This is a genomic window from Streptomyces sp. NPDC049970, assembly GCF_040660235.1.
In the GTDB taxonomy this organism is placed as follows: Bacteria; Actinomycetota; Actinomycetes; order Streptomycetales; family Streptomycetaceae; genus Streptomyces.
On record NZ_JBFALP010000008.1, the window covers coordinates 39,600 to 64,573 of the forward strand.

15 protein-coding genes are annotated in these 24,974 nt (G+C 72.4%); 12 read left to right on the forward strand and 3 right to left on the reverse strand.

Annotation, left to right across the window (positions count from 1 at the left end; genetic code table 11):
• Positions 1–126 precede the first annotated feature (126 nt).
• From AB0I83_RS16835 to AB0I83_RS16860, 6 genes are all read left to right on the forward strand, one after another.
• Entirely contained in the window at positions 127–672 is a 546-nt protein-coding gene (locus AB0I83_RS16835; protein WP_363305071.1) for an MOSC domain-containing protein, read from the forward strand.
• A gap of 794 nt (positions 673–1,466) precedes the next feature.
• The gene (locus AB0I83_RS16840; RefSeq protein WP_363305072.1) at positions 1,467–2,780 is read left to right on the forward strand and encodes an ABC transporter substrate-binding protein; all 1,314 of its coding nucleotides are present in this window, start codon (positions 1,467–1,469) and stop codon (positions 2,778–2,780) included.
• 306 nt (positions 2,781–3,086) lie between these two features.
• Complete coding sequence (locus AB0I83_RS16845) at positions 3,087–4,052, forward strand: sugar ABC transporter permease (protein WP_363305073.1); 966 nt, start codon at positions 3,087–3,089, stop codon at positions 4,050–4,052.
• Between the two features lie 68 nt (positions 4,053–4,120).
• Complete coding sequence (locus tag AB0I83_RS16850; RefSeq protein WP_356840852.1) at positions 4,121–4,927, forward strand: carbohydrate ABC transporter permease; 807 nt, start codon at positions 4,121–4,123, stop codon at positions 4,925–4,927.
• A gap of 47 nt (positions 4,928–4,974) precedes the next feature.
• Positions 4,975–7,449: a glycoside hydrolase family 2 protein gene (locus AB0I83_RS16855; protein WP_363305074.1), complete on the forward strand. Its 2,475-nt coding sequence runs from the start codon at positions 4,975–4,977 to the stop codon at positions 7,447–7,449.
• Entirely contained in the window at positions 7,442–8,512 is a 1,071-nt protein-coding gene (locus tag AB0I83_RS16860; protein ID WP_356840806.1) for a LacI family DNA-binding transcriptional regulator, read from the forward strand. The genes AB0I83_RS16855 and AB0I83_RS16860 overlap by 8 nt, the downstream gene beginning before the upstream one ends.
• Positions 8,513–8,642: 130 nt before the next feature.
• Here the strand turns inward: AB0I83_RS16860 and AB0I83_RS16865 are convergent, their stop codons facing one another.
• Entirely contained in the window at positions 8,643–9,617 is a 975-nt protein-coding gene (locus tag AB0I83_RS16865) for a glycosyl hydrolase (RefSeq protein ID WP_363305075.1), read from the reverse strand.
• 459 nt (positions 9,618–10,076) lie between these two features.
• Between AB0I83_RS16865 and AB0I83_RS16870 the strand changes: the two genes are divergently transcribed.
• From AB0I83_RS16870 to AB0I83_RS16890, 5 genes are read left to right on the forward strand one after another with little or no spacing between them, the layout of a single operon-like run.
• On the forward strand, positions 10,077–10,937 hold the full coding sequence (locus AB0I83_RS16870; RefSeq protein WP_356532610.1) for a DUF4132 domain-containing protein: 861 nt from the start codon (positions 10,077–10,079) through the stop codon (positions 10,935–10,937).
• On the forward strand, positions 10,934–16,120 hold the full coding sequence (locus AB0I83_RS16875) for a hypothetical protein (RefSeq protein WP_363305076.1): 5,187 nt from the start codon (positions 10,934–10,936) through the stop codon (positions 16,118–16,120). Before AB0I83_RS16870 ends, AB0I83_RS16875 begins: the two co-directional genes overlap by 4 nt.
• On the forward strand, positions 16,117–17,340 hold the full coding sequence (locus AB0I83_RS16880; protein WP_363305077.1) for an AAA family ATPase: 1,224 nt from the start codon (positions 16,117–16,119) through the stop codon (positions 17,338–17,340). Before AB0I83_RS16875 ends, AB0I83_RS16880 begins: the two co-directional genes overlap by 4 nt.
• A gap of 3 nt (positions 17,341–17,343) precedes the next feature.
• Complete coding sequence (locus tag AB0I83_RS16885) at positions 17,344–21,075, forward strand: DUF5682 family protein (protein ID WP_363305078.1); 3,732 nt, start codon at positions 17,344–17,346, stop codon at positions 21,073–21,075.
• On the forward strand, positions 21,072–22,943 hold the full coding sequence (locus tag AB0I83_RS16890) for a hypothetical protein (RefSeq protein WP_363305079.1): 1,872 nt from the start codon (positions 21,072–21,074) through the stop codon (positions 22,941–22,943). The genes AB0I83_RS16885 and AB0I83_RS16890 overlap by 4 nt, the downstream gene beginning before the upstream one ends.
• Positions 22,944–23,135: 192 nt before the next feature.
• Here the strand turns inward: AB0I83_RS16890 and AB0I83_RS16895 are convergent, their stop codons facing one another.
• Positions 23,136–23,546 (reverse strand): RidA family protein, encoded by a 411-nt coding sequence (locus AB0I83_RS16895; protein ID WP_363305080.1) that lies wholly within the window; start codon positions 23,544–23,546, stop codon positions 23,136–23,138.
• A 77-nt stretch (positions 23,547–23,623) separates the two neighbouring features.
• Between AB0I83_RS16895 and AB0I83_RS16900 the strand changes: the two genes are divergently transcribed.
• Positions 23,624–23,998 carry a helix-turn-helix domain-containing protein gene (locus AB0I83_RS16900; RefSeq protein WP_356532619.1) on the forward strand — a complete coding sequence of 125 codons (375 nt, stop codon included), beginning with the start codon at positions 23,624–23,626 and terminating at the stop codon, positions 23,996–23,998.
• Positions 23,999–24,305: 307 nt separating this feature from the next.
• Here AB0I83_RS16900 and AB0I83_RS16905 read toward each other — a convergent pair whose 3' ends face one another.
• Positions 24,306–24,950, reverse strand: coding sequence for an NAD(P)-binding domain-containing protein (locus AB0I83_RS16905; RefSeq protein ID WP_363305081.1), 645 nt, complete (start codon positions 24,948–24,950; stop codon positions 24,306–24,308).
• Positions 24,951–24,974: the final 24 nt, after the last annotated feature.

A 24,974-nucleotide genomic window follows, 5' to 3' on the forward strand; every position in this document is an offset into this window, starting at 1 on the left:
CCGGCGGGGAGCCGGACCTGACGCCTGCGCCCGACGAGGTCCGGTCACCGCATGCCTCTCTCACGAGGCGGCTTTCACCGCCTCTGTGATCGACCGGCCGTGGAACGACGACGGGCGGAGGGCGTGATGCCTGGTCAGGTGACCGCAGTGAGCCGTAGCGAGGGGTACTCGTTCGGCAAGCCCAATCGCGATTCCATCAGGCTGATCACGGGGCTCGGGGTGGAAGGAGACGTTCACGCAGGTGAGACGATCCGCCACCAGTTCCGCATGACCTACGAGCCGAACCTGCCCAACCTGCGCCAGGTCCACCTGATGCACGAGGAACTCTTCGACGAACTCGCGCTCAAGGGCTTCGACGTCTCTGCGGGCCGGCTCGGTGAGAACATCACCACCCGCGGGGTGGACCTGTTGGGCCTGCCCACCGGCGCCCTGCTCCATCTCGGGGAGCAGGCGGTGCTTGAGGTGACCGGACTGCGCAACCCGTGCTCGAAGATCAACGACTTCCGCGAGGGGCTGCTCGGTGAGGTGTTCGCCATGGACCCCTTGTCCGGCGAGTTCACGTTCAAGTGTGGCGTCATGGCTGTGGTCCGCTGTGGAGGGACCGTCCGCCCCGACGACTCCATCCAGGTCGAGCCCCCACCACCCCCTCACCGCCCGCTGGAACGGGTCTAGCTCGTGTTCCTTGGTCGTCGGCGTGCCCGGACGAGGATGGCGGTGAGGCGGAGTGCGGCCTGGTGGTCGATTGCGAGTTCGTCGGTTCCGGGGCCGGTCCGCGCCGCTCCTGAGGCGGTTGACGCAGCGTTCGACGCTGTCCCGCCGAGGACGCACGCGCTGAGCCCCTGGTGCCGACGGCCCTGACCCGGGCTCGCGGCCCCGGCCAGGGCCGGCCCTGGCAACCGTGCGCTCTCGTCGGAACGCCGGCCCCGGCGACGGTGCGTGCTCCCGAACGCCATGCCCGCCGTCATCGCCGACCTACGGAACCGCCCCCCGGTAGGGCGCGGGCCGAGAGCCGCACCCGAGCGGCCGTACCCGCGCGCCACCGGGAACTGCGAGTGGTGCGCCCACCGAACCCTCGCCCGCCGATACCGGGGACGGCGTTCAAGTCGTGCACGTCGTCGTCCGAGGTGGCACGCCGATCGCTGACTACTCATGGTGATCAACCTCGGGCCGGAACGACGTGCGCTGTCCGGCTGGGGGACACCACGTCCGACCGCCGCCCGACAACGTCGTGGAGAACTCCGGAGAAGGCCCCCGGCCGGTGCGTCCAAGTCCCGATCGATTTAGTCAGTGTTTAGTAAAGTCGCTGTTCAGGGCGGTGTGGGGGCGTCGAATCAAGGTTGACCGGTCTATGGACATTGCTGCCGCGTTACGTCTACGTTGAGCGCTCATCAGGCCGGGACAGCGGGAGTCGATGCGGCATCCCCCTGGGCGTGGCGCCGGACGTTATGCACTGAGGGGTGCCGGAAATGAGCAGAGCGTATGCGGTCCTGGCGGCCGCCACACTGGTCGCTGTCACAGCCTGTAGCGGGCAGGGGGGTGCGGCGAGCGGTGAGACCGCGGCTCCACCGGGCGATCCCGCGAAGGTGTCGGGTGGCATCACGGTTCTGACCAACAGGACGGACCAGATAGCGGACGGCACGTTGAAGAAGTACGCGGCCGAGTTCAACAAGACCTACCCGGGCGTGAAGGTCAAGTTCGAGGGCCTGACCGACTACGAGGGCGAGACCAAGATCCGGATGAACACCGAGAACTACGGTGACGTCCTGCTGATCCCCAACTCCCTCTCCGTCGAGCGGTATCCCGACTTCTTCGCCCCGCTCGGCGGTTCCGGCGCGCTGTCGGCGAAGTTCGACTACACCGACCACGCCACCGTGGACGGCAGGGTCTACGGCCTGGCCAACATCGGTGTGGCGAACGGCTTCGTCTACAACAAGTCGGTCTGGGCGAAGGCGGGAGTCAAGGGCTGGCCCGCCACGCCGCAGGAGTTCGTCGCGGACCTGGAGGCGGTCAAGTCGAAGACGGACGCGGTGCCTTACTACACGAACTACAAGGACGGCTGGCCGCTCACCAACTGGACGAACGCCATCGGCTCGCCCTCCTGCGACTCCGGAGCCTACGACGCCCTGGCGAAGACCGAGGAACCCTGGGGTGGCGGAGAGGACCTGCACGCGATCGACGAGCTCCTCTACACGATCGTCGACAAGGGGCTGGCCGAACCCGATCCCACCACGACCAACTGGGAAGACTCCAAGTCGCGGATCGGCGCGGGCAAGGTCGGAGCGATGTGGCTGGGCTCCTGGGCCATCTCGCAGATGCGGGCCGCGGCGGAAGCCGCGGGCAAGAACCCCGACGACATCGCGTTCATGCCGTTCCCCGTGCGGCGCGACGGGACGTACTGCTCCGTACTGAGTCCTGACTACCAGTACGCGGTCAACGCGCACTCCGAGAACAAGGGCGCGGCCCGGGCGTGGCTCGACTGGTACATCACCGAGTCGGGCCAGGCCGCCAGTGAGGGGTCCATCTCCTCGGTGAAGGGCGCTCCGCTCCCGGACACCCTCAAGGCGTTCTCCGACAACGATGTCAAGCTGATTCCGCAGGACCAGGAGAACATCGCCGAGGTCAACAAGATCGACAAGGCGTCCGAAATCGGCATCACCGCGCAGGACTACCGGCAGAAGCTGGTCGACGTCGCCCGGGGCGCGGCCGACGGGGACATGGACAGCTACTTCGGCGAGCTGAACGCCAAGTGGGCCGAGGCCCGGCAGACCCTCGGCGGCTGACCGTGCCGCGGCACGGTGACACCCCCTGTCAGGACCGGCCTGCCCCCATGGGCCCTTCCGTGATCGACGACAGCCCCAGCTCCTCGGCCACGGCTGCTCGCCGCACCGTCCGAACGCCCGGCCGCGTTCCGGGACGAGAGGTCCGTCCGCCGAGTGGCGCCCCGCATCCGGCGCCGCCCGCTGATCCACCGGGGATCACGGGACAGCCCGCGCTCGCCCACTCACCCGCGCAGTGCTCCGCGCCGGACGTGTGTGCCACCGCCCCGAACTCCGCCCGACCGGGAACCCACCACGAGGAAGCATGAGATGACCGTTGCCCACAAGGCCCGTGCCGGGGAGCCCGCCAACGGCCGGCGAAGCGCACCGCCGCCGGGGTCCGCCCCCGGCAGGCCGCCCCTCGCAAGGCGGCCCCGTACCGCGGCCCTCACTCCCTGGCTCTTCCTCGCCGCCCCCCTGACACTGCTGCTGGTGTTCACGCTCGTCCCGGTCGCCGACATGATCGGCTACAGCTTCACCGACTGGGACGGCACCAGCCCCGCACGCTCCTTCGTGGGCGGTGAGAACTACAGCGACCTGGTGAGACGGCCCGCGCGGTTCGAGGTGTTCCTCGTCAGCGGCTTCTACCTGGCTGCCTCGTTCGTCCAGATCGCGCTCGCCCTGTACTTCGCGACGGTCCTCAGCTTCGACACCCGGTTCCGCAACCTGTTCAAGGGCCTGCTCTTCTTCCCCTACCTCATCAACGGAGTGGCCGTCGGGTTCGTCTTCCTGTACTTCTTCCAGCCCGACGGCACTCTCGACACACTGCTGCGCCTGGTGGGGGCCGGGGGCGAGCACCTGTGGCTGGGGGACCCGGACCTGGCCAACCCCTCGCTCGCGGGTGTGTCGGTATGGCGCTTCATGGGCCTGAACATGGTGCTGTTCCTGGGCGCGATCCAGTCGATACCCCCGCACCTGTACGAGGCGGCGCAGCTGGACGGCGCGAACCGCTGGCAGCAGTTCCGGCACATCATCGCCCCCGGTATCAAGCCGATCATCAGCCTCAGCTTCGTCCTGGCCGTGTCGGGGGCGCTGGCCGTCTTCGAGATCCCGTACATCATGACCGGCGGCGCCAACGGCACGGAGACGTTCGTCATCCAGACCGTCAAACTCGCCTTCCAGTTCGACAAGGTCGGTCTGGCCTCCGCTTCGGCCGTCGTCCTGCTCGTCCTGATCCTGCTGATCACCTGGATCCATCGCCGGCTGCTCCCGGAGGAGAGAGTGGAGCTCTCGTGACCACCGACACCCCGACCGCCTCCCGACGCACGGCCCGTGCCGGTCGCGGCGCACCGCTCCGGACGCCCGTGGTCCTTAAGTACCTCTCGCTGCTGCTGGCTTCGGCGGTGGTGCTCGTCCCCCTCGTCGTCATCCTGCTGACCTCGCTCAAGACCGAGGCGGAGGTGGCCGGCAGCGGGCCGCTGTCGATGCCCGGCGACTGGTTCAACCTCACGAACTACGCGACGGCCTTCGAACAGGGCGCGATGCCGAGGGCGTTCGGCAACACGGTGCTGATCCTCGTGGTCTCCACCGCCGGGACCGTCCTCATCGGCTCGATGACCGCCTACGCCGTCGACCGCTTCAGGTTCCGCCTCAAGAAGCCGGTGATGGCGCTCTTCCTGCTGGCCACGCTGGTACCAGGCGTCACCACCCAGGTCGCCACCTTCCAGGTGATCGACGACCTGGGTGCCTTCAACAGCCGCTGGGCGCCGATCCTGCTCTACACCGGCACGGACATCGTCTCGATCTACATCTTCCTGCAGTTCATCCGGTCCATCCCCGTCTCCCTGGACGAGGCGGCACGCATCGACGGCGCCAACTCCTGGACGATCTACTGGCGGATCATTCTTCCGATGCTGCGGCCGGCCGTCGCCACCGTGGTCATCGTCAAGAGCATCGCGATCTACAACGACTTCTACGTGCCCTTCCTCTACATGCCCGATCCCGAACTCGGCACCGTCTCCACCGCCCTGTTCCGGTTCAAGGGCCCGTTCGGTGCCCACTGGGAGACCATCTCCGCCGGCACCGTCCTGGTGATCGTGCCCACCCTGATCGTCTTCCTGACGCTGCAGCGCTTCATCTACAGCGGATTCGCGGCCGGTTCCACCAAGTGACCCGCCCGCGCCCCGCGCCCCCGCGCCACATCTCACGAGGAGTCCGCATGAAGGTCCGTACGCCGCTGTCCCAGGGCTGGACGCTGCGCCTGAACACCGACCGTGTCACCCCGGGCGAGGCACCGCCGGGGCTGGCCGGGACGGACGTGCCGGCGCAGGTGCCCGGCTGCGTCCACACCGACCTGATGGCGGCGGGACTGCTGGCCGACCCCTTCCTCGACCGCAACGAGACCGCGGCCGCGTGGGTGGGGCTCGCCGACTGGACGTACGCCGCCGAACTGCCCCGGCGAACAGGCACCTTCGAGCGGGCCGACCTGGTCTTCGACGGGCTGGACACGGTCGCCGCCGTCCGCGTCGGGGGCCGGCTGCTGGGCCGCACCCGGAACATGCACCGCTCCTACCGGTTCGACGTCACCGACCTGGTGGCGGACGGTCCGGCGCCGCTGGAGATCGCCTTCACCTCCGCGTACACCGAGGCCGAGGGTGTCCGGGCCACGCTGGGGGAGCGGCCCAACTCCTACCCCGAGCCCTTCAACTACATCCGGAAGATGGCCTGCTCGTTCGGATGGGACTGGGGCCCCACGCTCGTGACGGCCGGGGTGTGGCGTGAGGCGCGGATCGAGCAATGGTCCACGGCCCGGCTCGCGGCCGTCCGGCCGCAGGTCAGCGTCGAACCCGACGGGACGGGCGTCGTCGAGATCGTCGTCGAACTCGACCGGACCGCCACCGGACGGGACCGCGCCCTGCGGCTGGTCGCCACCGTCGGTGACACCTCCCGGGAGATCGCCGTCGACCCCGGGGCTGACACCGCCACGGTGACCGTGCGGGTGCCGGACGCCGCGCTGTGGTGGCCCCGCGGCTACGGGGATCAGACGCTCCACGGGTGCACGGTGGCACTGTGCGACGGCGGCGGACAGGCCCTGGACAGCTGGGAACGCCGCCTTGGTTTCCGCACGGTCGAGCTCGACACCTCGGCGGACGCGCACGGAAGCGCCTTCACCCTGGTCGTCAACGGCACCCCGCTCTTCGCCCGGGGGGTGAACTGGATTCCCGACGACGTCCTCCCCTCCCGGGTCACGGCCGGCCGCTACCGCGCCCGTCTCACCCAGGCGGCCGAGGCGGGCGTCGACCTGGTGCGCGTGTGGGGCGGAGGGATCTACGAGGACCGGGCCTTCTACGACGTCTGCGACGAACTGGGCCTGATGGTCTGGCAGGACTTCCTCTTCGCCTGCGCCGCGTACCCGGAGGAGCAGCCACTGCGTTCGGAGATCGAGGCCGAAGCGCGGGAGAACGTGGCCCGGCTGATGCCCCACCCGTCGCTCGTCCTGTGGAACGGCAACAACGAGAACCTGTGGGGCTTCGCCGACTGGGAGTGGGAACAGGCCCTCACCGGCGACTCCTGGGGGGAGGGCTACTACCTCGGCCTGCTGCCCCGCGTGGTCGCGCAGACGGACCCGACACGCCCGTACTGGGCCGGCAGCCCCTGGTCGGGCTCGTGGGACCACACGCCGAACGACCCCGACCACGGCACCGCGCACTCCTGGGAGGTGTGGAACCGGCGCGACTACAGCGACTACCTCACCACGGTGCCCCGCTTCGTCGCGGAGTTCGGCTGGCAGGCCCCGCCGGCGTACGCGACCCTCGAACGCGCCCTGTCCGAACGCCCGCTGACCGCCGAATCGCCCGGGATGCTGCACCACCAGAAGGCGGAGGACGGCAACGGAAAGCTGAACCGGGGCCTCGCCCCGTACTTCGCCGCCCCCTCCGACTTCGACACCTGGCACTATCTGACCCAGCTGAACCAGGCGCGTGCGGTGGCCGCCGGCGTCGAGCACTGGCGCTCGCACTGGCCCCGATGCGCCGGCACCGTGCTGTGGCAGCTCAACGACTGCTGGCCGGTCACCTCCTGGGCGGCGATCGACGGTGACGCCCGCCTCAAGCCCCTCTACTTCGAGATGCGCCGCCTCTACGCCGACCGGCTGCTGACGATCCAGGACCGCGACGGCGAACTCGTGGTCGCCGGGTGCAACCAGGCCGCGGCGACCTGGGACACCCACGCCACCGTCCGCCGGGTGGCCGCCGACGGGACCGTCCTGGCGAGTGTCGAGGTCCCGCTCGAGGCGGAGGGCCGCAGCGTGGCGCTGGAAGGGCTCCCCGACCCGGTCACGGCCTTCGGCGACCCACGCCGGGAGTTCCTGGTGGCTGACGCCGACGGCCTGCGCGCGGTGCACTTCGCCTGTCCGGACCGTGAGTTCGCCTACCCGGCCGCCTCCTACGACGTCTCCGTGACCGAGGACGCCCGGGACGGCACGGCGGTCGTCACGGTGACCGCAGCCGGTCTCGTACGTGATCTGCTGCTCCAGGCCGACCGGCTGGCCGCCGACGCCCGCGCCGACGGCGGAAGGGTGACGCTGCTGCCCGGCGAACGCGCCACCTGGAGGGTCACCGGCTGGCCGCGGCCAGACGAGGAGGCGGCCCGAGCGGCACTGTTCTGCGTCGACAGCGGTGCCGAACGTGAGTGAGGCCCACGCACGCCGGCCGGGGCGCGTCACGATCAACGACGTCGCGGCCCTGGCCGGGGTGTCCCGGGGCGCGGTGTCCCTGGCGTTCAACAACCGTCCCGGGGTCTCGGAAGCCACACGGACGCGCATCATGGCGGCGGTCGCCGAGCTGGGGTGGGTGCCGAGCCAGACCGCGATCAAGCTGTCCGGGTCGGTGACCGGCGCGGCCGACACCGTCGGCCTGGTCATCTCCCGCCCCGCACGACAGCTCGGACTCGAGCCCTTCTACATGGAGTTCGTCTCCGGGGTCGAGTCCGTCCTGGAGGAGAACCGGTGCTCGTTGCTCCTGCACCTGGCACGGGACACCGCCCAGGAGATCGCCGTCCACCGCGAGTGGTGGCAGGCCCGCCGCATCGCCGGTTCCATCCTCGTCGACATCCAGCACGACGACCCCCGGGTCACCGAACTGGCGACGATCGGGCTGCCGGCCGTCGCGGTCGGTCACCCCTCCCTGACCGGCGGCTTCACCTCGGTGTGGACCGACGACGAGGCCGCCGTCCACGAGGCGGTGCGCTATCTCGCCGCCCTCGGGCACACCCGCATCGCACGCGTGGGCGGCCAGGCTGCGCTCGGCCACACCATGATCCGAACCGCCGCGATGCACTCGATCGTGACGGAGCTCGGGCTGGAACCGGCCCGCAGCGTCACCACCGACTACTCAGGGGAGCAGGGCGCCCGGGCCACCCGCTCGCTGCTCACGTCCCCCCGACGACCCACGGCCATCGTCTACGACAACGACATCATGGCGGTCGCGGGTCTGTCGGTGGCAGCGGAGATGGGCCTGAGCGTACCGAGGGACATCAGCCTGATCGCCTGGGACGACTCGCAGTTGTGCCAGCTCACGCACCCGACCCTGTCCGCCATGAGCCATGACGTGTTCGGCTTCGGTGCCGAGGTGACCCGCCGGCTCTTCGACGTGGTCCAGCGCCGCAACCCGTCGTCAGGTCCGGCGGCTCCTCCCGTACTGCTGCCTCGCGGCAGCACCGCGCCGCCTTCCTGGGCCGCGCCCGTGAGCGACCCGTGACCGGGCCCTCCCGGGTGCGGGGACGGCTCCGACCGACAGGGCCGGAACCGGTGGGGTCAGGACGTCCGCGACGGCCGGACCCCACCGGCACGGTCCCGGACCGGGAGTCGTGAGTCGGCACCGGTCGCGCTCAGGGGAGAACGAGCTCGCCCTGGTTCAGCACGCGGGAATGGAAGTACGCCGACTGAATCTCGGCGTTGCTGTTGTTCCCCCGCAGATGTTCGGACCACATCATGAACCACGCCCATTGGGGTTGGGCATCCAGGAGTGCGCCGGTCGGCATCTTGCCCATTTCCCCGATTGCCATGGGCTTCGTCCCGGCGATGCTCCGCATCTGCTGGTAATCGGCGGAACTCGGGTGGTTCTTGTACCAGACGTCAAGGGAGACGACGTCGGCGTACTGGTTTCCGGGATAGTAATTGCTCCAGCCGCCCGCCGGGTTGTCCTGCACGTTCCAGACCCAGATCAGGTTGTCCAGCCCCTTGCTTCCCGCGAGGTAGTCACGTGTGATCTGGAAGAGCCGTGCGCTCCCGTTGGCCCCTGGCCGGTTCCCCCACCAGTTCCACGATTCGTTCATCTCGTGCAACGGGCGGAAGAGCACGGGCACTCCCGCGTTCTTCAGCTGTTGCAGGTAGGGGACGGCCTCGTCGAGACGCCGCTTCCACGCGTTGTTCAGGGTGCTGCCGTCGGTGATGACCTGTGAGAACTGGGCGTTCGACACGTTCGACTTCACGCCGCCCTCGAAGGCGCAGGTGCTTCCTCCGGTCGGCGGACAGACGTGCCAGGTCAGCGATACCAGAGACCCGTTCGCCCACTCGGTCTTCGCCTGGTCCACCACGCGTTGGCGGTTCGCCACGTCCGTTGCGCCGAACATCAGGTCGCCGCCCCACAGGCCGGGGTACTGCCCGGTGACGTCCTTGACCTGTTGGGTGTACTGCCCGGGAGCGGAAGCCGGCTCCTTGTTGTGCTGCCCTGAGACGATGTGGTTCCCGGAGATCGAGCGAAGATAGTCCACCACGGTCTGCTTGGGAGTCGCGGGAAATGCCTGGGCGGATTCTGCCCCAGGTAAGCCGAATGCCGCCGTGAAGACGGTTGCTGCGGTCAACGCGGATGTGACGAGACGTCGGGTTCTTCTCATGGTTGTCCCGGCTTTCGCAGAGGAACGGAGATGCCTGACGCCATGAAGGTGGCTGCTTTTCCGGTGCTCGTCAATGGTTCCTGCTGTCTCTCGTTGCTAATCGACAACATGATTTACTTAACGTTTCCTGAACGCGGTGCGGTTTCCGCCGCTTGTCCCCGGTGTGCGCTTCATGTCATGCCTGCAACCGGGCACCGGCGGGGGCCTGCCCACACCGGGCCGGTACGCCCCGGTCCCGGGTCCTTCGGGCACGGCCGTGCGGTGCTTCCCGGGGGCCGGTCCGTACGGCGAAGCGGAGGGGCCAGGACTCGTTGTCACTGGTGCCGCCTAGAGTCTCTCCCACTCGTCACGGTGCGTTGCCGTCGACGGGTTCCATCAGGCTGCCGCCGGGTCGGCGGCCGTCCGGAACAACGGGGAGAAAAGCGCATGGGGTGGGTTCCGGCGGGCGACTACGAAGTCGCCCTGGAGGCGGGCAAGGTGGTCTGCCGCAACGGCAAGGGCCGACGGCTGAAGTCCGTTCCGGCCAAGTTGAAGGAGGACCCGGCGGTCGTCGGGCTCCGGCAGTTGACCGAGTGGCTGGAGCGGCACGAGCGCCGGTGCCTGGCCGATGTCGAGCAGTGGATGGTGCGTTCGCTGCCCGTCCCCACCGCCGTGCTCGCCCAGGTCTGGCCTGACCCGGCCTGGCAGGCGGCCCTGCGGGACGTGGTGGTCACCGGCGCGGACGGCGGGGTCGCCGGGTTCCTGCGCGACGTCGATCCCGACCGTGGTCTCGGCCTCGTCGACCTGGACGGCGACACCGTCCGCATCACCCCCGACGTCGTCAGCGTGCCCCACCCCGTCCTCCTCGACGACCTCGAAGAACTGCGTGAGTTCGCGGTCGAGCTGGGGGTGCGCCAGAACGTGGAACAGCTGTTCCGCGAGGTGTGGCACCGCCCACCGGGCCTCGCCCCCGACACGACCTCGGTGGACACCTACGCCGGCGGAGTGTTCAAGGAACTGCGCTTCCTGCACGGCCGCGTCACCCAACTCGGCTACCGGTCGCGTGGCGGATACGCGGTCTGCCCGGTCGTCGAGGACGGCGCCACGGCCGAGGCGCGCATCTGGATCGGCGAGCACGACGGATACGACGAGTACGGCACCGAGACGGGCCCCCTGGGCTGGACCGAACCCGCGGGGCGCGCGCTGACGGCCGCCGAGGTCGGCCCCGTCGCGTGGTCCGAGGGCATGCGCATGGCGGCGGCGCTCTACGCCGGCCGCGACGTGGCGGACGAGGAGCGGGCGGCATGAGCACCACGACGACCAACACCAACACCAACGAGAACACGACAGCAGCAGGGGCGGCCTTCCTGCCCGCCCAGGCCCGGGGCGAGAGCGCCTCCGCCACCGAGGCCCGTGCGTCGGCCCTGCTGGACGCCGGCTCGATCCTCCCGGCCGGTACCACCGACCGGGACGACGCCGACGCGCTGACCGCCCGCACCTACACGCACACCGCCCTCGGCGACCGCCCCGTGATCCGCCTGGTGCCCGCCACCCTCGGCGAAGCCGAGGACCTGGCCCTGGAGTTCCTCGGGCTGTCCCGGACCGCCGAGGCCCCCGTCGTGGGCCAGGTGCGCCGCGAGACGCTGGGCTTCCCGGCCTGGGCGCTGGTCAACGACCCGGCCAACGGGCACCACGCCCTTGCCCTGGTCAAGGACATCGAGCGGCTGGGCCGGCAGGCCAGGACCCGCGCCGGAGCGGCCAAGGAGGGCTTCGACGCCCTCGGCACCCGGCTCGGCCGGGCCGTGCCCCACTTCCTCCCCACCTACTACGAGCAGGTGGCACGCCTCTTCCTCCAGGCCGAGAACACCACCTACGCCGCCTCCTTCTTCGGCAAGGCCCGCGAGGCCGAGCGGGTGCACGGGCTCGTCGTGGACGAGGACCGGCAGCGGGCCGTCTTCCTGGAGTTCGCCCTCGCCGGCGCGCTGACCGTCAAGGCGCTGCGGCAGTACGTGCGGGACCTGGTGGCACGGCTCGCACCGGCGGACGCCTGGGCGCAGTTCCGCCGCCTGCTCGTCGAGCGCTGCGCGGCCGGCATGCCGCCGTACGCGGCGTTGCCGCAGGACGTGCGCGCGCTGGTCAAGGCCGCCGGGCTGGACCGCGAGGCCGTCGAACGTGAGCTGGTGGCCGACCTGATCGGCTCCCCGGGAGTCGTCCGCGCCCCCGCGTCGTTCTGGACGGCCTACCGCTCCGCGCTCGTCGCGCTCGCCCAACGGGAGGCGGCCGTACGCGCCAGGCTCCTCGGCTTCTTCCCGGAGACCTTCAGCGAGAGCGGCAGGGACACCGACAGCGAACGCGGCTGGCTCGCGCTGTTGGCCGAGTCCGGCGCCGAACAGCTGCTGACAGCCCTTCCCGACAGCTCCGATCCCGCCGCCCCCCGCGACCCGTCCGTCTCGCCGGCGGACTGGCTCGCCCGCTGGGAGGCACACCGCCGGCACAACCGGGCCACGTCGGGCCGCAGCAGCGAGACGCTTGGCCTGGCCGCCCGGATGGCCGACCGGCTGCGCGCCGACGGGCGCCCCGTCGAGCTGTTCCAGGGCCGCTGGCAGCCCACCGCCGATCTGGACCTCCTCGACCTCTGCCTGGCCTCCGGAGTCCCCGTCGCCGAGCCGGACGACCAGGACGCGGGCACCTCACGGGGCCCCGGTGTCCCGCTCGGCTCCTGGCTCACCGACACCGCGCCCGGCGCGCGGGATCTCACCGCAGTCGCCGAACAGCCGGCCTTCCGCGCTCTGCTGAGCCGGACCGTCGGCGGCCTCGGCGGCGGACGTGGTCAGCGGCTGGGCGACGCCGGCATGGCGAAGCTGGCGGCGCACCCGGTGCTGTCCGCGATCCTGCGGGAGTGGCTGACCTCCTGCGCCGAGGAGTACACCGCCGCGCGAGGGCTCCCCGGGCTGCAGAGGTCCTTCACCAGGCTCTCGGCGTTCCGCGCCGTGGTCGCGGACGTCGCCCCGGAAGCCCTGCGACTCATCGAGCACCACGATGTCGTGCCGCTGCTCGCCTCCACCTTGCGTACCGGCGTCCTCGACGAACTCGGCTGGCCCGCGCTCGACGCGACCTACGCCGAACTGGCCGCTGAGGCCGCCGCCGCGCCTCAGCGGCGCCATAGGCCGGAGACGGTCGGTGTCACCGGCGCCTGGCCCGCGCTGATCCTGAACACCCTCGAACGCGCCGTCGTCGTCGGCCCGGAAGACGTGCTGCTGCGGCACACCCTGCGGCTTCCCACCGCCGTCGACCCCTGGCGGACACCCGCCTTCCGTTACGTCGACGGCGAGTTGCTGGTCATGTGGTGGGAGGACGGCAAGCAGCGCGGTTACTGGTCGCACCGCCCCGCCGAGGTGTTCACCGTCGGAGGTGAGCAGATCCCCCGATGGGGCGGCTCCGGCCTCTCGGACGAGGTCAGCCTGCCGCTGCCCGGCGGCGGCCGCGCCACCGGCGGCAAGGCCCTGCACGCGGGCGACACCTCCCTCCCGCCCCAGCGCGCCGTCATCTCCGACGGAACCGGTCACTGGCGGGAAGGCCACCAGGGCACCCAGCAGGTGTGGCTCGAGTACGACCCGGCCGGAGGCACGCACGGCCGGGCATCCCTCCCCGCCTTCCTCCGCTCCGGCGTACGGGACGGCACCCGGCTGCTCACCGAGCACTGCCAGGTGCTGCCCCTCCAGCCCGGTCTGGAGGGCACCCCGTTCGGCACGGACGGCACGGTCCTCGGCCGCTGGGTCCGCCGTACGGTCGCCGAGCCCGGCACGGCCGCACCCGCGGACGGGCACCGGATCGTCGCAGGCACCCCCGACGGCCACACGGTCACCCTGCCGCACCCACTGCCCGACGGCGGCTCCCCGGTGCCGCTCGGCGCCCTCACCCTGCCCGGCGGGTCACGGCCGGTCATGGCCCTGCGCCACCGCTCCGTCGAAGCGCACCCGGCGGACACGGACGGCACCGGTGGCAGCCTGTGGTCCGTCACCCCCGACTCCTCCGGCGGGGACGACGCGGCGGGCACGCCCTACGTGCCTCCCGCCGGCTACTGGCACGCCCTGCGCCCGAGGGACGAGCGGGGCTCCACCGCACTGCGGAACCTGACGGACTCCCGGGCCGAGGACCTGTTCAACGAGGTCGCCGCCGCGGTCACCCGGCACCTGGAGGCGCTCCGGGCCGTCGAGGAGTACACCGGGCCCTCGTCGCGGGAGCTGAGCGAGGAGGCCGTCGCCCGGGAGCTGCCCGAGGTGTCCGACGCGAGGCTCCTCGCAGGCGTCACCGGGATCATCATGAACGCGGTGGACCGGGCTGTCGCAGCCGCCCTGTACGTCGAACCGCCCGAGCCCGCGCAGCCCTCCACTCCCCGGAACACCGCGCGCACCCAGGGCATGTTCTTCGATCACGAGCCCGAGCACGGAGACGACACGACCCTGCGGGAAGCCTCCGCATGGGGCTCCGCGCGGATGCACGGCAGCTGGTGGGGAGCGGGGAGCCGGTGGACCGTGATCCGGCAGATCCTCGCCGTCAACCATGTCCTCGGCGGCGAACCGGCGTTCGGCCCGCCCACGCCGTCCAAGGTCCCGTTCACCCCCGCGGACGGCTGGCAGCGTGACGAGTTCACCGTGCCCGGCGACTCCCTGGGCTGGACCTCCCTCCTCGACAAGCTGCCCGAACTGGCCTACCGGGCAGCCTCGGAGGCCACCTCCCCCGAGCACCGCACCGGGCTCCTCGTGCTGCTGGAGACCCTCGCCGCGGGCCCGCTTGCCGACCCGGCGGGCACGGTCCGGCAGATGGAACTCGTCGAGCCGTTCGCCGGAGGGACACCGGCATCCGGGCACGTACGCCCCGAGGTCGTGCACCGCCTCGGCCAGGTGCTGCGCAAGGGCGACCGCACCGTGGTGATCGTTGCCGACCGAGGCCGGAACTCCCGCAACGACGCGGCACGCTGGCTCGCCCTCGACCACGACCCGACCGGCGCCTTCGGCCCCGTCCCCGGCTTCACCCTCGACCGCGAGCACGTCCACCGGCAGGGCATCGCCCGCGACCGGCTCACCCGGCTCACCACCCTGGTACGGGAGAAGGGCCCGGCACCCTGGCGTCCGGAGGCCGCAGAGGCGTTCCACACGGCCACCGGAATCGGCCCCCTCCAGTCCGTCGCCCTGCTGTCGGCAGCCGTCCAGGAGCCCGGCGCCGAGGCGCTCACGCTGCTCGGGGCGAAGGCACGTACCTTCGAGGCGGCGCGGTCCAGGCTGGACGCACTGCCCCGCGACGACCGGCACGCCCTGCTCCAGGCGCTGCTGCCCGCGGACCCGGCCGAGCTGTGGTCCACGGGCCCGGACGTCCGGACCGCCGCAGAGGTCTGGCAGGAACGCCTGGCCTCCCTCGTCCGCGTCCCCGAGGAACTGGACCTCGACCTGTCGGGCACCACCTCGGACGCCGTCGACCTGATCCTCAACGCGGGCCACCGGACCTGGCTCGCCCACGGCACCGATGTCCAGGACGGCACCGGCCGTGCGGGCCTGCGCCTGGTGGGCGCACGCGGCGCTGTCCCGGTGGCCCTGACCGCCCTGCGCACCCTCGCCTACACGCTGCCGTACGGGCACCCGCTGCGGGCGCACCTGCCCGTCGGGCTCGCGGCCCTGCGCGGCCGTCTCGCCGAACCGGACCTGGTGCTGGACCTCGGTCTGCACTGGACCGATTCGGGCCACTCGATCGGCCCCGCGGTCCGCGCCGCCCACGGGCTCCCGGAGTCCGGCGGCGCCGGAGCCGACGGGCTGGTCAGGGCGGGCACGGCGCTGCTCCTCGCCCCCGGCCACGGCGACAGCGAGAAGGTGCTGATCCGCCCGGCCGGCCTGGCGGGCCCGGACGACCCGGCCTTCGGTCTCGTCGAGGGCACCGTCGGCGGTCACGGCGCGGGCGATGTGCGCGCCCTGCGCGCCCTGCTGGGCGACGAGACCGAGGCGTTGGCCTCGTCCGGTGCCCCCGACGGCTCCCCGCACCACCCGGCCCAGGACCCGACGCGTGCGGTACCCGGCCTGGTGGCCGAAGTGGTCGACGCCCTCGGTCTCGGCGCGGACAGCGCCGCCCTCTACCTGATGCTGCTCGCCCTGCCCGACCCGACGGACCGCAACTGCGTCCGCTGGACCGGGTGGACTCCGGCACGGGTCAAGAAGGCGCGGGCCGAACTCGCCGCCACCGACCTCGTCGTCGAGGCGAAGCGCTCCCGGGCCGGCCGCACCCTGTTCCTCCCCTGCGGCTGGCTCGAACGCGGCGCTCCCGGAGTGCCGTTGGAGACCTGGAAGGAAGGTCTGTACCCCGTGACAGGTTCCACCCGGACCCTGCCCCACCTCCCCGTGCCCGCGCTGTTCGCAGCCGCCTGGGCACGGGTCCGCGGCGGCGACGCCCCCGCCTTCGAAGAGCTGGACACCCGCGCAACCCGGAAGGGCCGCCGCCGATGACGAACGACACCACGACCACCACCGACAGCACCACGAACAACGGCGTCCCCGACCAGGCGGCCGCGCCCGGCCGGGAGCACCGCCAGGTCACTCCGCCCGAGGACCGGTACGCCACCGAGCTGGCCTTCCTCGCCCTACACGACCCCGGGCCCCGCCCACCCGGCTGGCTGCTCACCCCGCGCGCCGTCGTCACCTTCGTGATGGGCAGCGCGGGCGAGGCACTGGGCCTGCCGAAGGCCACCCGGTCCGGGGCCGGGGTCCCGCGCCGCCTGGTGATCGAGCAGAAGTTCGTCGGCGAGCGCGCCCTGGTCGAACGGTGCGTGGTCACCCTTGCCGGAGAACGCGGACTCCTGCTCGTCGGTGAACCGGGCACCGCCAAGTCCATGCTCTCCGAGCTGCTGTCCGTCGCCGTCTGCGGGACCAGCGCGCTCACCGTCCAGGGCACCGCGGGCACCACCGAGGACCAGCTCAAGTACGGCTGGAACTACGCGCTGCTGCTCGCCCAGGGCCCCACCGAGCAGGCCCTGGTGCCCTCCCCGGTACTCGCCGCCATGACCCGTGGGGCAGTCGCCCGCGTCGAGGAGGTCACCCGCTGCCTGCCGGAGGTCCAGGACGCCCTCGTGTCACTCCTCTCCGAGCGGCGGATCGCGATCCCCGAACTCGCGGGCGGTGAGGGCGCCCAGGTGCACGCGGCCCCCGGGTTCACCCTCATCGCCACCGCCAACCTGCGGGACAAGGGCGTCTCGGAGATGTCCGCCGCGCTGAAGCGGCGCTTCAACTTCGAGACCGTGGGCCCCATCGGGGACGTGGACGCCGAGACCGCGCTCGTCCGGCGCCAGTCGCGGGCGGCCCTCGAACGCGTGGGCGCCGCCTACCAGGTGGACGACGCGGTCCTCGAAGCCCTCGTCACCGCCTTCCGGGACCTGCGCGAGGGCCGCTCCGTGGAGGGCTGGGAGGTCGAGCGCCCCTCCACGGTGATGAGCACGGCGGAGGCGGTGTCCGTCGCGGCCTCCCTGGGCCTGGCCGCCGCCTACTTCCCGGGCGACCGCGACGTGCTCTCCCTCCTGCCCGGCCATCTGCTCGGGGTCGTACGAAAGGACGACCCCGCCGACGCGGCCCGGTTGCTGGGGTACTGGGACGGGCCGGTGCGCAGGCGAGCTGAGCAGGGCGCGGCCACCTGGCGCGCCCTCTGGGACCTGCGCGCGGTGCTGGAGAACTGACGGATGAGCGAGTCGACCACCCCCGGGACCCGCTCCGCCGCCGCGGAGCCGCCCACCGCCGGCGCTCCGGGGCCTTCCCCGGCCGTGTCTCGGGCACCGGGCCCGGAAGCAGGGCCCGCCACCCCGGAAGCCGCCGTGGCGGCCCTCGCGGCGACCGGCCCCGGGGCGCCCTTCCTGATCGGGGTGCGCCACCACGCGCCCTCGCTGGCGGCCGTCCTCCCGGCGCTGCTGGACGAGGCGGCCCCCGATGTCCTCCTCGTCGAACTGCCCGCCGAGTTCCAGCCCTGGCTGGGCTGGCTCGCTCACGAGGAGACCGAGGCCCCGGTGGCGCTGGCCGCCGTACCCGCCGACGGGCCCGGGGTGGGCACGGCAGGCCAACGAGGTCCGGCCTTCTACCCGTTCGCGGACTTCTCGCCCGAGCTGGTCGCTCTGCGCTGGGCGGCGGCGAACGGGGTCCCGGCGGTGGCCTGCGATCTGCCGCTGACCGACCGGGCGTGGGCGGGGGGAGGTCCGGACACCCCGGCCCCCGCCCCTGCCCCGGGCGCCGACTCCGCACCTCTGCCGGGGGAAGGCCACGGGCTGTCCGCCGCGCTCCGGTCCGGGCTGACCGGCCGGGACGGCGACGACCTGTGGGACCGGCTGGTGGAGGCCCAGGCGCCCGGTTCGACACCCGAGGCGCTCCGGCGTGCCGCGCTGCTCACCGGCTGGGCCCTGCGCCACGAGGCCGAGGCGCGGGGCGGTGTGCACAGCACGGACCTGGTACGCGAGGCATGTATGCGCGGGCATGTCGCCGAGGCCCTGGAGGTCGGGCGGCGGCCCGCCGTGGTGGTGGGAGCCTTCCACACCCCGGCCTTGCTGCCGTCCGCCGCCAGGAGCCCCGGACCGGGCGCGGCCGGCCCCGCGAACGGCACTGCCGGGACGGCGGCGTGCACGGTCTCCCTCGTCCCGTACACCTACCCCCTGCTCGACTCCCGGTCCGGCTACCCGGCCGGCATCCGGGACCCGGAGTGGCAGCACACCGTCCTGGACGCCGCCGGGGACCCGGCGGCGCTGCACGAGGCGCTCGTCCGCACGGCGGTCCGCGTCTGCGCCGCCCTGCGTGAACAGGGCCACCCCTCCGGTCCGGCGGACGGCCGGGAGATCGTCCGGGTGGCAGGCGACCTGGCCCGCCTGCGCGGCCTGCCCGCCCCTGGCCGCGGTGAACTCCTGGAAGCCGTGCAGACGGTGCTGGGGCGCGGCGAGACCTACGGCACGGGCCGCGCTGTCGCCCGGGCTCTCGAACGCGTACTCGTCGGAGCCCGCACCGGACGGCCCGCGCCGGCGGCTCCGCGCGGTGGACTGGGCCCCGCCGTCGAGGCCGAGACCACCGCGCTCTCCCTCCCCGGCCCGGAGGACGCGCACGAGAAGACAGCGCGCGACCTCCGGCTCGACCCGGCACGCTCCACCCTGGACCGGCGCCGCGAACTGCTCCTGCGCAGGCTGACGGTGTGCGGCATCCCTTACGGGCGGCAGCAGGAGGTGACCGGCGCGGCGGGCACGGAAGGACTCACGACCCGCTGGCAGGTGCGGTGGACTCCGGCGACGGCCGCGATGCTCACCGCGGCCGGGGTCCGCGGTGTCACCCCGGCCCAGGCGGCCGAAGGCGTGCTGAGGCAGCGGCACGCCGCCGAGCAGGCGGAGGGCGGCCCGACGGCCGCCCAGGTCGTCCGCGGCCTCACGGAGGCCGCCGAGTGCGGGCTCCCCGCCCTGGCCGACGAACGGCTGACGGAACTGGCGGCCGTACTCCCCGCGAGCGGCACCCTTCCCGAACTCCTCGCCGGGCTCGATCTGCTGGACCGCATCGGCGCCGGCCACCTGCCGGGCCCGGCCGCGCCCGACGACCCTTCGGCCCCGGACACCCCGGCCTCCGCCCGCACCGCGCGCGCCGCCGAACTCCTGACCTCGGCCGCGGTCCGCCAGGTCGACGGCCTGACAGGTTCCGATGAGCCCGAGGACGCCCGGGCGCTGCTCGAACTGGCCCAGCGGGCCGACCGCATGGGCGGCATCCGGCTCACCGACGCCCTCGCCCGACTGGCCGCCGACGGCACTCCGCTGATCGCCGCCGCCGCCGGAGCGGTCAGGGTGCTCACGGGTCACGAACAGGCCGAGACCTTCGGGGGACGCGTCGCCTCCTGGGTGGACGGCGCCGCGGACAGTGCCTCCCGGGCGGCGCTCACCGCCCGCCTCACCGGCGTACTGACGGTGGCGGGCCCGCTCCTGACCGTCGGCGTCGGAGCCCTGGACCCGTTGCTGCACCGAGTCGTCGAGCTGGACGACACCGCGTTCCTCGCCCGGCTGCCTGCCCTGCGCGGTGGCTTCGACACCCTGAGCCCGGCCGCCCGGGACCGGTTGCTCGACACCGTCGAGGAGCGTCTCGGCGAACGGGTGGACACCCTCGACGCGGACGATCCGGCCGAGTCGGCCCGCCGGACGGCCGCAGACCTCGCGGCCCGCGAACTCCTGACCGGCCTCGGCCTGCCCGTCCCGCCACCCACGCACGACGACCGGTTCCCACCGCTGCCCGGCCACCCCGCCGCGACGGACCCCGCCGTCCCACCCACCGGCACCATCCCCGCGCGGACCCTCGCCCCCGGCGACCGGTGGCGGCTCGTGCTCGGCCGGCGTCCCGACCGGCTGCCGTCCGGCGCCGCCCGCCTGGCGACCGCTCTGGACGAGCTCTACGGCGCGGGACACGGCGAGGGTTCCCGCAGCGGCCTGCCCGATCACGGCGGCTCCGGACCGCGCGGCGGCCGGGAACCGTCGTTCCCCGGGGTCCGCGAGTGGTCCGAGGAACTGGCCGCGCTGTTCGGCCCCGGCGTCCGCGAGGAGGTCCTCGCCGCTGCGGCCGCGACAGGCCGGCAGGACGTCCTCGCCGAACTCGACCCGGCCGCCGCCACCCCCTCCGTGGAACTGCTCCGGACGATCCTGCGGTACGCCGGCGGCCTCCCCGAGGCCCGCCTCGCCGCGCTCCGGCCCCTGGTCCGCCGTCTGGTCGACGAACTGACCCGGCAGCTCGCCACCCGGCTGCGGCCCGCCCTCACCGGCACGATGCTCGCCCGGCCCACCCGCCGGCCCGGCGGCCGGCTGGACCTGCCGCGCACGCTGCGCGCGAACCTGGCCACCGCCCGCCGGACGGCGGACGGAACGGTCCAGGTGATCCCCGAGAAGCCGGTGTTCCGCAGTCGCGCCCGCCGGTCGGCCGACTGGCGCCTGATCCTGGTCACCGACGTCTCCGGCTCCATGGAGGCGTCCACGATCTGGTCCGCGCTGACCGCCTCCGTGCTCGCCGGGGTACCGACCCTGAGCACCCACTTCCTGGCCTTCTCCACCGAGGTCGTCGACCTCACCGACCATGTACGCGATCCCCTCTCCCTCCTGCTGGAGGTGAGCGTGGGCGGGGGCACGCACATCGCCGCCGGGCTGCGGCACGCCCGCAGCCTGATCGCGGTGCCCACCCGCACCCTCGTCGTCGTCATCAGCGACTTCGAGGAGGGTGCGCCGCTCGGCGGGCTGCTCGCCGAGGTGCGGGCCCTGGTGAACACCGGTTGCCACGTCCTCGGGTGCGCGAGTCTCGACGACGCCGGCCGGCCCCGCTACTCGACGGGCGTCGCCGGGCAGCTCGTCGCCGCGGGAATGCCCGTGGCGGCCCTCAGCCCACTCGAACTGGCCCGCTGGATAGGGGAGAAGACCGTATGAACGCCGACCGGTTGCCTCCGGTAGCGCCGGAGGTCACGGCCACGCTGGTGGAGGACCTCTCGCCCCGGCTGCGCAAGCGGCTGGACGCGGCAGTCACCAAGCTCGGCAGCCGCCCGACGCACCGTGACGGGGACACGGTGACGATCTCGGTCGACGACGAGACCGAGTTGCGCCTGCACGCCCAGGGCGGCGTGGTGGCGACGGCGGACGCCATCACCTGCGGTTGCCTGCTGGCTCCCGCATGCGTCCACCGTGCGGCCGCCGCCTGCGCCGCCCCTACGGCGGAACCGGTGCCGGAGCCCGCCGACGGTCCGGGGCAGGCGGTCCCCGCACCGCCCGCCGCGACGGACCCCGACCCCGATCCCGGCTCCTCGCCCGAGGTGGCGAGCCCGGTCCAGCGTGCGGCGGCCGACGCCCTGTGGTCGGCGGGCGCCGCCGTCCTGGAGGCCGGCGTGGACGGGGCGGGCGCCGTCACCCAGTCGGCCCTCCTCCGCGCCGCGCACACCGCCCGGCTCCGGCACCTGCCGCGAGCCGCCGGCGCCGCGCTGTCCGTCGTCACACTGCTGCGCGCGGCCCGCGCCGGGGACCCGTCCTACCGCACCGCCGATCTCGTCACGGCCCTGGCCGAACTCCTGGGCACCGCACGTCGGGTGGGGACGGCTTCCGGGGCGGAGCTGGCCGGCGTGAGAGGTCGCGCGCGCCGCCCGTACAGCCCGGACGGCTCGGTGCGCCTGTACGGCCTGTTCACCGAACCCGTGGTCACCGACTCGGGGCACGGAGGCGTCCGCACCTGGGTCGCCGGTACGGACGGCCGCCTCTTCACGGTCGGCGACGTGGCGCCCGGCGGTGCCGGGCGCGCCCTGGGCGTGGCCGACCGGGCCGTGCGCCTGGGGGACAGCGCGCTCACCCACCGGGAGCTGGGCCGAGCCGGCCTGGCGGTCTCGGGGGCGACGGTCTCGCCGGACGGCAGACTGGGCGCAGGCAAGGGTGTCAAGGCCGTCACCGCACGCGGCGCGGCGTGGACGGAACCTCCGCTCGTCGCCCTGTGGGAGGCGCCGCCCTCCGAACAGGCCGCCCGTGCCCTGCGGTCCACCTCCCGCTACGCGGACCCGGACGGCGGCGGCACAGACCTGCTCTTCCTGGACGTCGAACTCCTCGGCGCTGTAAGGGAGTCGGGCGGCACCTGCCTGCTCGCGCGGTGTGCGGGAGCAGGCGCGGCCGTCCGGCTCACCGCTGCCGACGACGACCCCGCGCTGGCCCATCGCGACAACCTGATGCTGCTGGCCACGGCGCCGGGGACACGCCTCAGGATCATCGGCCGCCTGGTGCCCGCCCACCACCCCCGGCTCACCCTCCTCGCCTGCTCCCATCCCACCGGAGAGGGCACGGTCGACCTCGGCCTCGACCGCCTGCGCCGCGCCGACCTCCCGGACCCGGCCGCCCCCGTGCACACGGCCCCGTCACACCCCGAGGGGTCCGGCACGCACTCGCCCCTGTACCTCCTTGAGCGCCGTGTCGAACAGGCGGTCTCGGCGGGCCGCGCCGCGCTCGGCATGCTCGGCGACGTCACCGCCGAGACCCGCCGCGTCCGCCGCGCGGGCCTCCCCACGGCCGCCGGACTCCTGAACGCGCTGTGTGCCTCGGCGGCCCAGCGGGATCGCGACCTCTTCGGCCGCCTGCTACCTGCCGACACCGACGGGTTCGCCGCCTTCTGGCTCGCCGCCGCCCGTTACACGGCAGCCGTGGCCGAGTCCCTGTGCGCGGCAGCCTGGGAGCCGGAGCCGGAGCGGGAGGGCCCGGACCCGGACCCGGCGCCGTCCGTTCCGGGCCAGGGACCGGGGCGGACCGCGACGGCAACCGCTCAGTGACGGCGGGGCCGTTCCGGTGCCCAGGCCGCGACTCGTCCAGCGCGACCGCGTCCGCCTTCAACTCCGACGGGTACCGGATCGATCGACCGTGACCGCCGATCGATCCGGTCCACGCCGACAGGCAGCCGACCACTGCCCACACTTTCAGAGCTCTCATGCCAAGAGCAGTCTGGAAACATCTGCGTCAGGAAATCAGCCGAGCAGTGCGGTTGCTTCGACCTCGACGAGGACATCCGGCTCGAAGAGGTGGTCGACGCCGATGAGGGAAGCCGGCGGCATGGGAAGCTGGAGCCCGATCTCTTCGGCGACGGCTTCCACACCGGCCATGAAGTCGCCGATCTTCTCCGGGCTCCAACGGGTCACATAGAAGGTCAGGCGGAGCACGTCCGTGAACGACGCGCCTGCACCCGCCAGCCCGATGGATGTGTTGCGCAGCGCTTGGGCGACCTGCCCGGGCAGGTCGCCGGGGGCGACCGGTGTTCCGTCCGCTCTGCGCGCGATCTGTCCACTGACGTGGACCTGCTTGGTCCCGGTACCCACGGCTACGTGGTGGTACGGGACTGCCTGCAGCATGCCTTCCGGAGTGAAGTGCTGAACGGGCATGGGTGTTCCTCCTCTGAAGTAGGTATCAATAAGCTACTTAGTAGGAGAAAGACACTTCAACGAGACCAGGTTTCGCCGTGGATACCGACAACGAACTGCGCATCACCACCCCGCACCGCGAATTGCTCGACCAGATCCTGGACAAGTGGTCGCTCAGCGTCTTGAACGAGCTGTGCGAACGCCCGTGCCGCTTCAACGAACTGCGCCGGGCCGTCCCCCAGGTCACGCAGAAGTCGCTGACCGCCACGCTTCGGCGCCTCGAACGCAACGGCGTGGTCGAGCGTGAGGTCGTATCCACCCGCCCGGTGGCGGTCAGGTATGGGATCACGCCACTCGGAAAGACCCTTCGGTCTCCCATCGACGCCCTTCTGGCTTGGTCCTCCGAGAACATGCCCGCCATCGCGCGCGCACGCGACGCCTTCGATATGCGGGAAGAAGAAGCAGGACCCTGAACATCCCTGTCGCGAGTTCATAGGTCGGGGCCGTGTGAGGCCGCCGTGCAGGTACCGGTCCGGCGGACTGACCCCGGTCGCGCGGACGAGCGCCTCGCCGAGCAGGGCGCTGATGCATAGCCGCAGCCGGCGCGCGGCTGCTCGGCCGTGTCCAGGCCGCGGGGCCGGCGCGGAGCGACCTTGACGGGGCCGATCCATCACGGCCGGCTCACGCTGGAGCTGGGCGCTCGACCCGAACTGGGCCACCCGTTCCGCTTGCGCGCCCGCGGAACCCGTCCGGAGGGCAGTTCTCTGGCTCCGTGTGCGTTCAGCGGGAGAGGGAGACGGCGAAGGGCTTGAGGCCGTGTCGGCGCAGGATGTGGGGGACGACCAGGATCATGGCCTCGGTGGCGCGGGCTGTGCCGATGTCGCCGAGGTCTTCGATCCATGCGGGCTGCCAGCCCAGGTCGTTGAGCAGGCCGGTGACGGCGCTTTTCGCGTTCTCGTCGTTGCCTGAGACGTAGACGGTCGGTGGGGTGGCCAGGCTTTCGGGCGCGGTCATGACCATGAACAGCATGGTGTTGAGGGTCTTGACGACTTGTGTGTCGGGGAGGTTTGCCTGGAGTTTCTCGGCGAGGCTGCTGCCGGGGTAGCACAGGTCGCCCGGCAGGCCGTCGGCGGCGTCGCGGGTGGCGTTGGAGACGTCGACGAGGATTTTTCCGGAGAGCTCGGCGCTCAGTTCGGTGAGGCGTTCCAGGGAGCTGTGGCCGGGTGTCGCGTTGATCACGATGTCCGCGGTGCGGGCGGTGGTCCGCTGGTCCGTGAAGGCGATCGGTGGCGCGATCCCGGCGGGACGATCGGTGATGTCTTCGGCGGTCCGGCCGCCGAGGGTGACGTGGTGTCCCGCGGCGGAAAGCTTGTTGGCGAGGTTGGATCCGACGCGGCCGGCGCCCAGGATGCCGATGCTGGTCATGAGTTGATGCTCCTTGCGGGGATC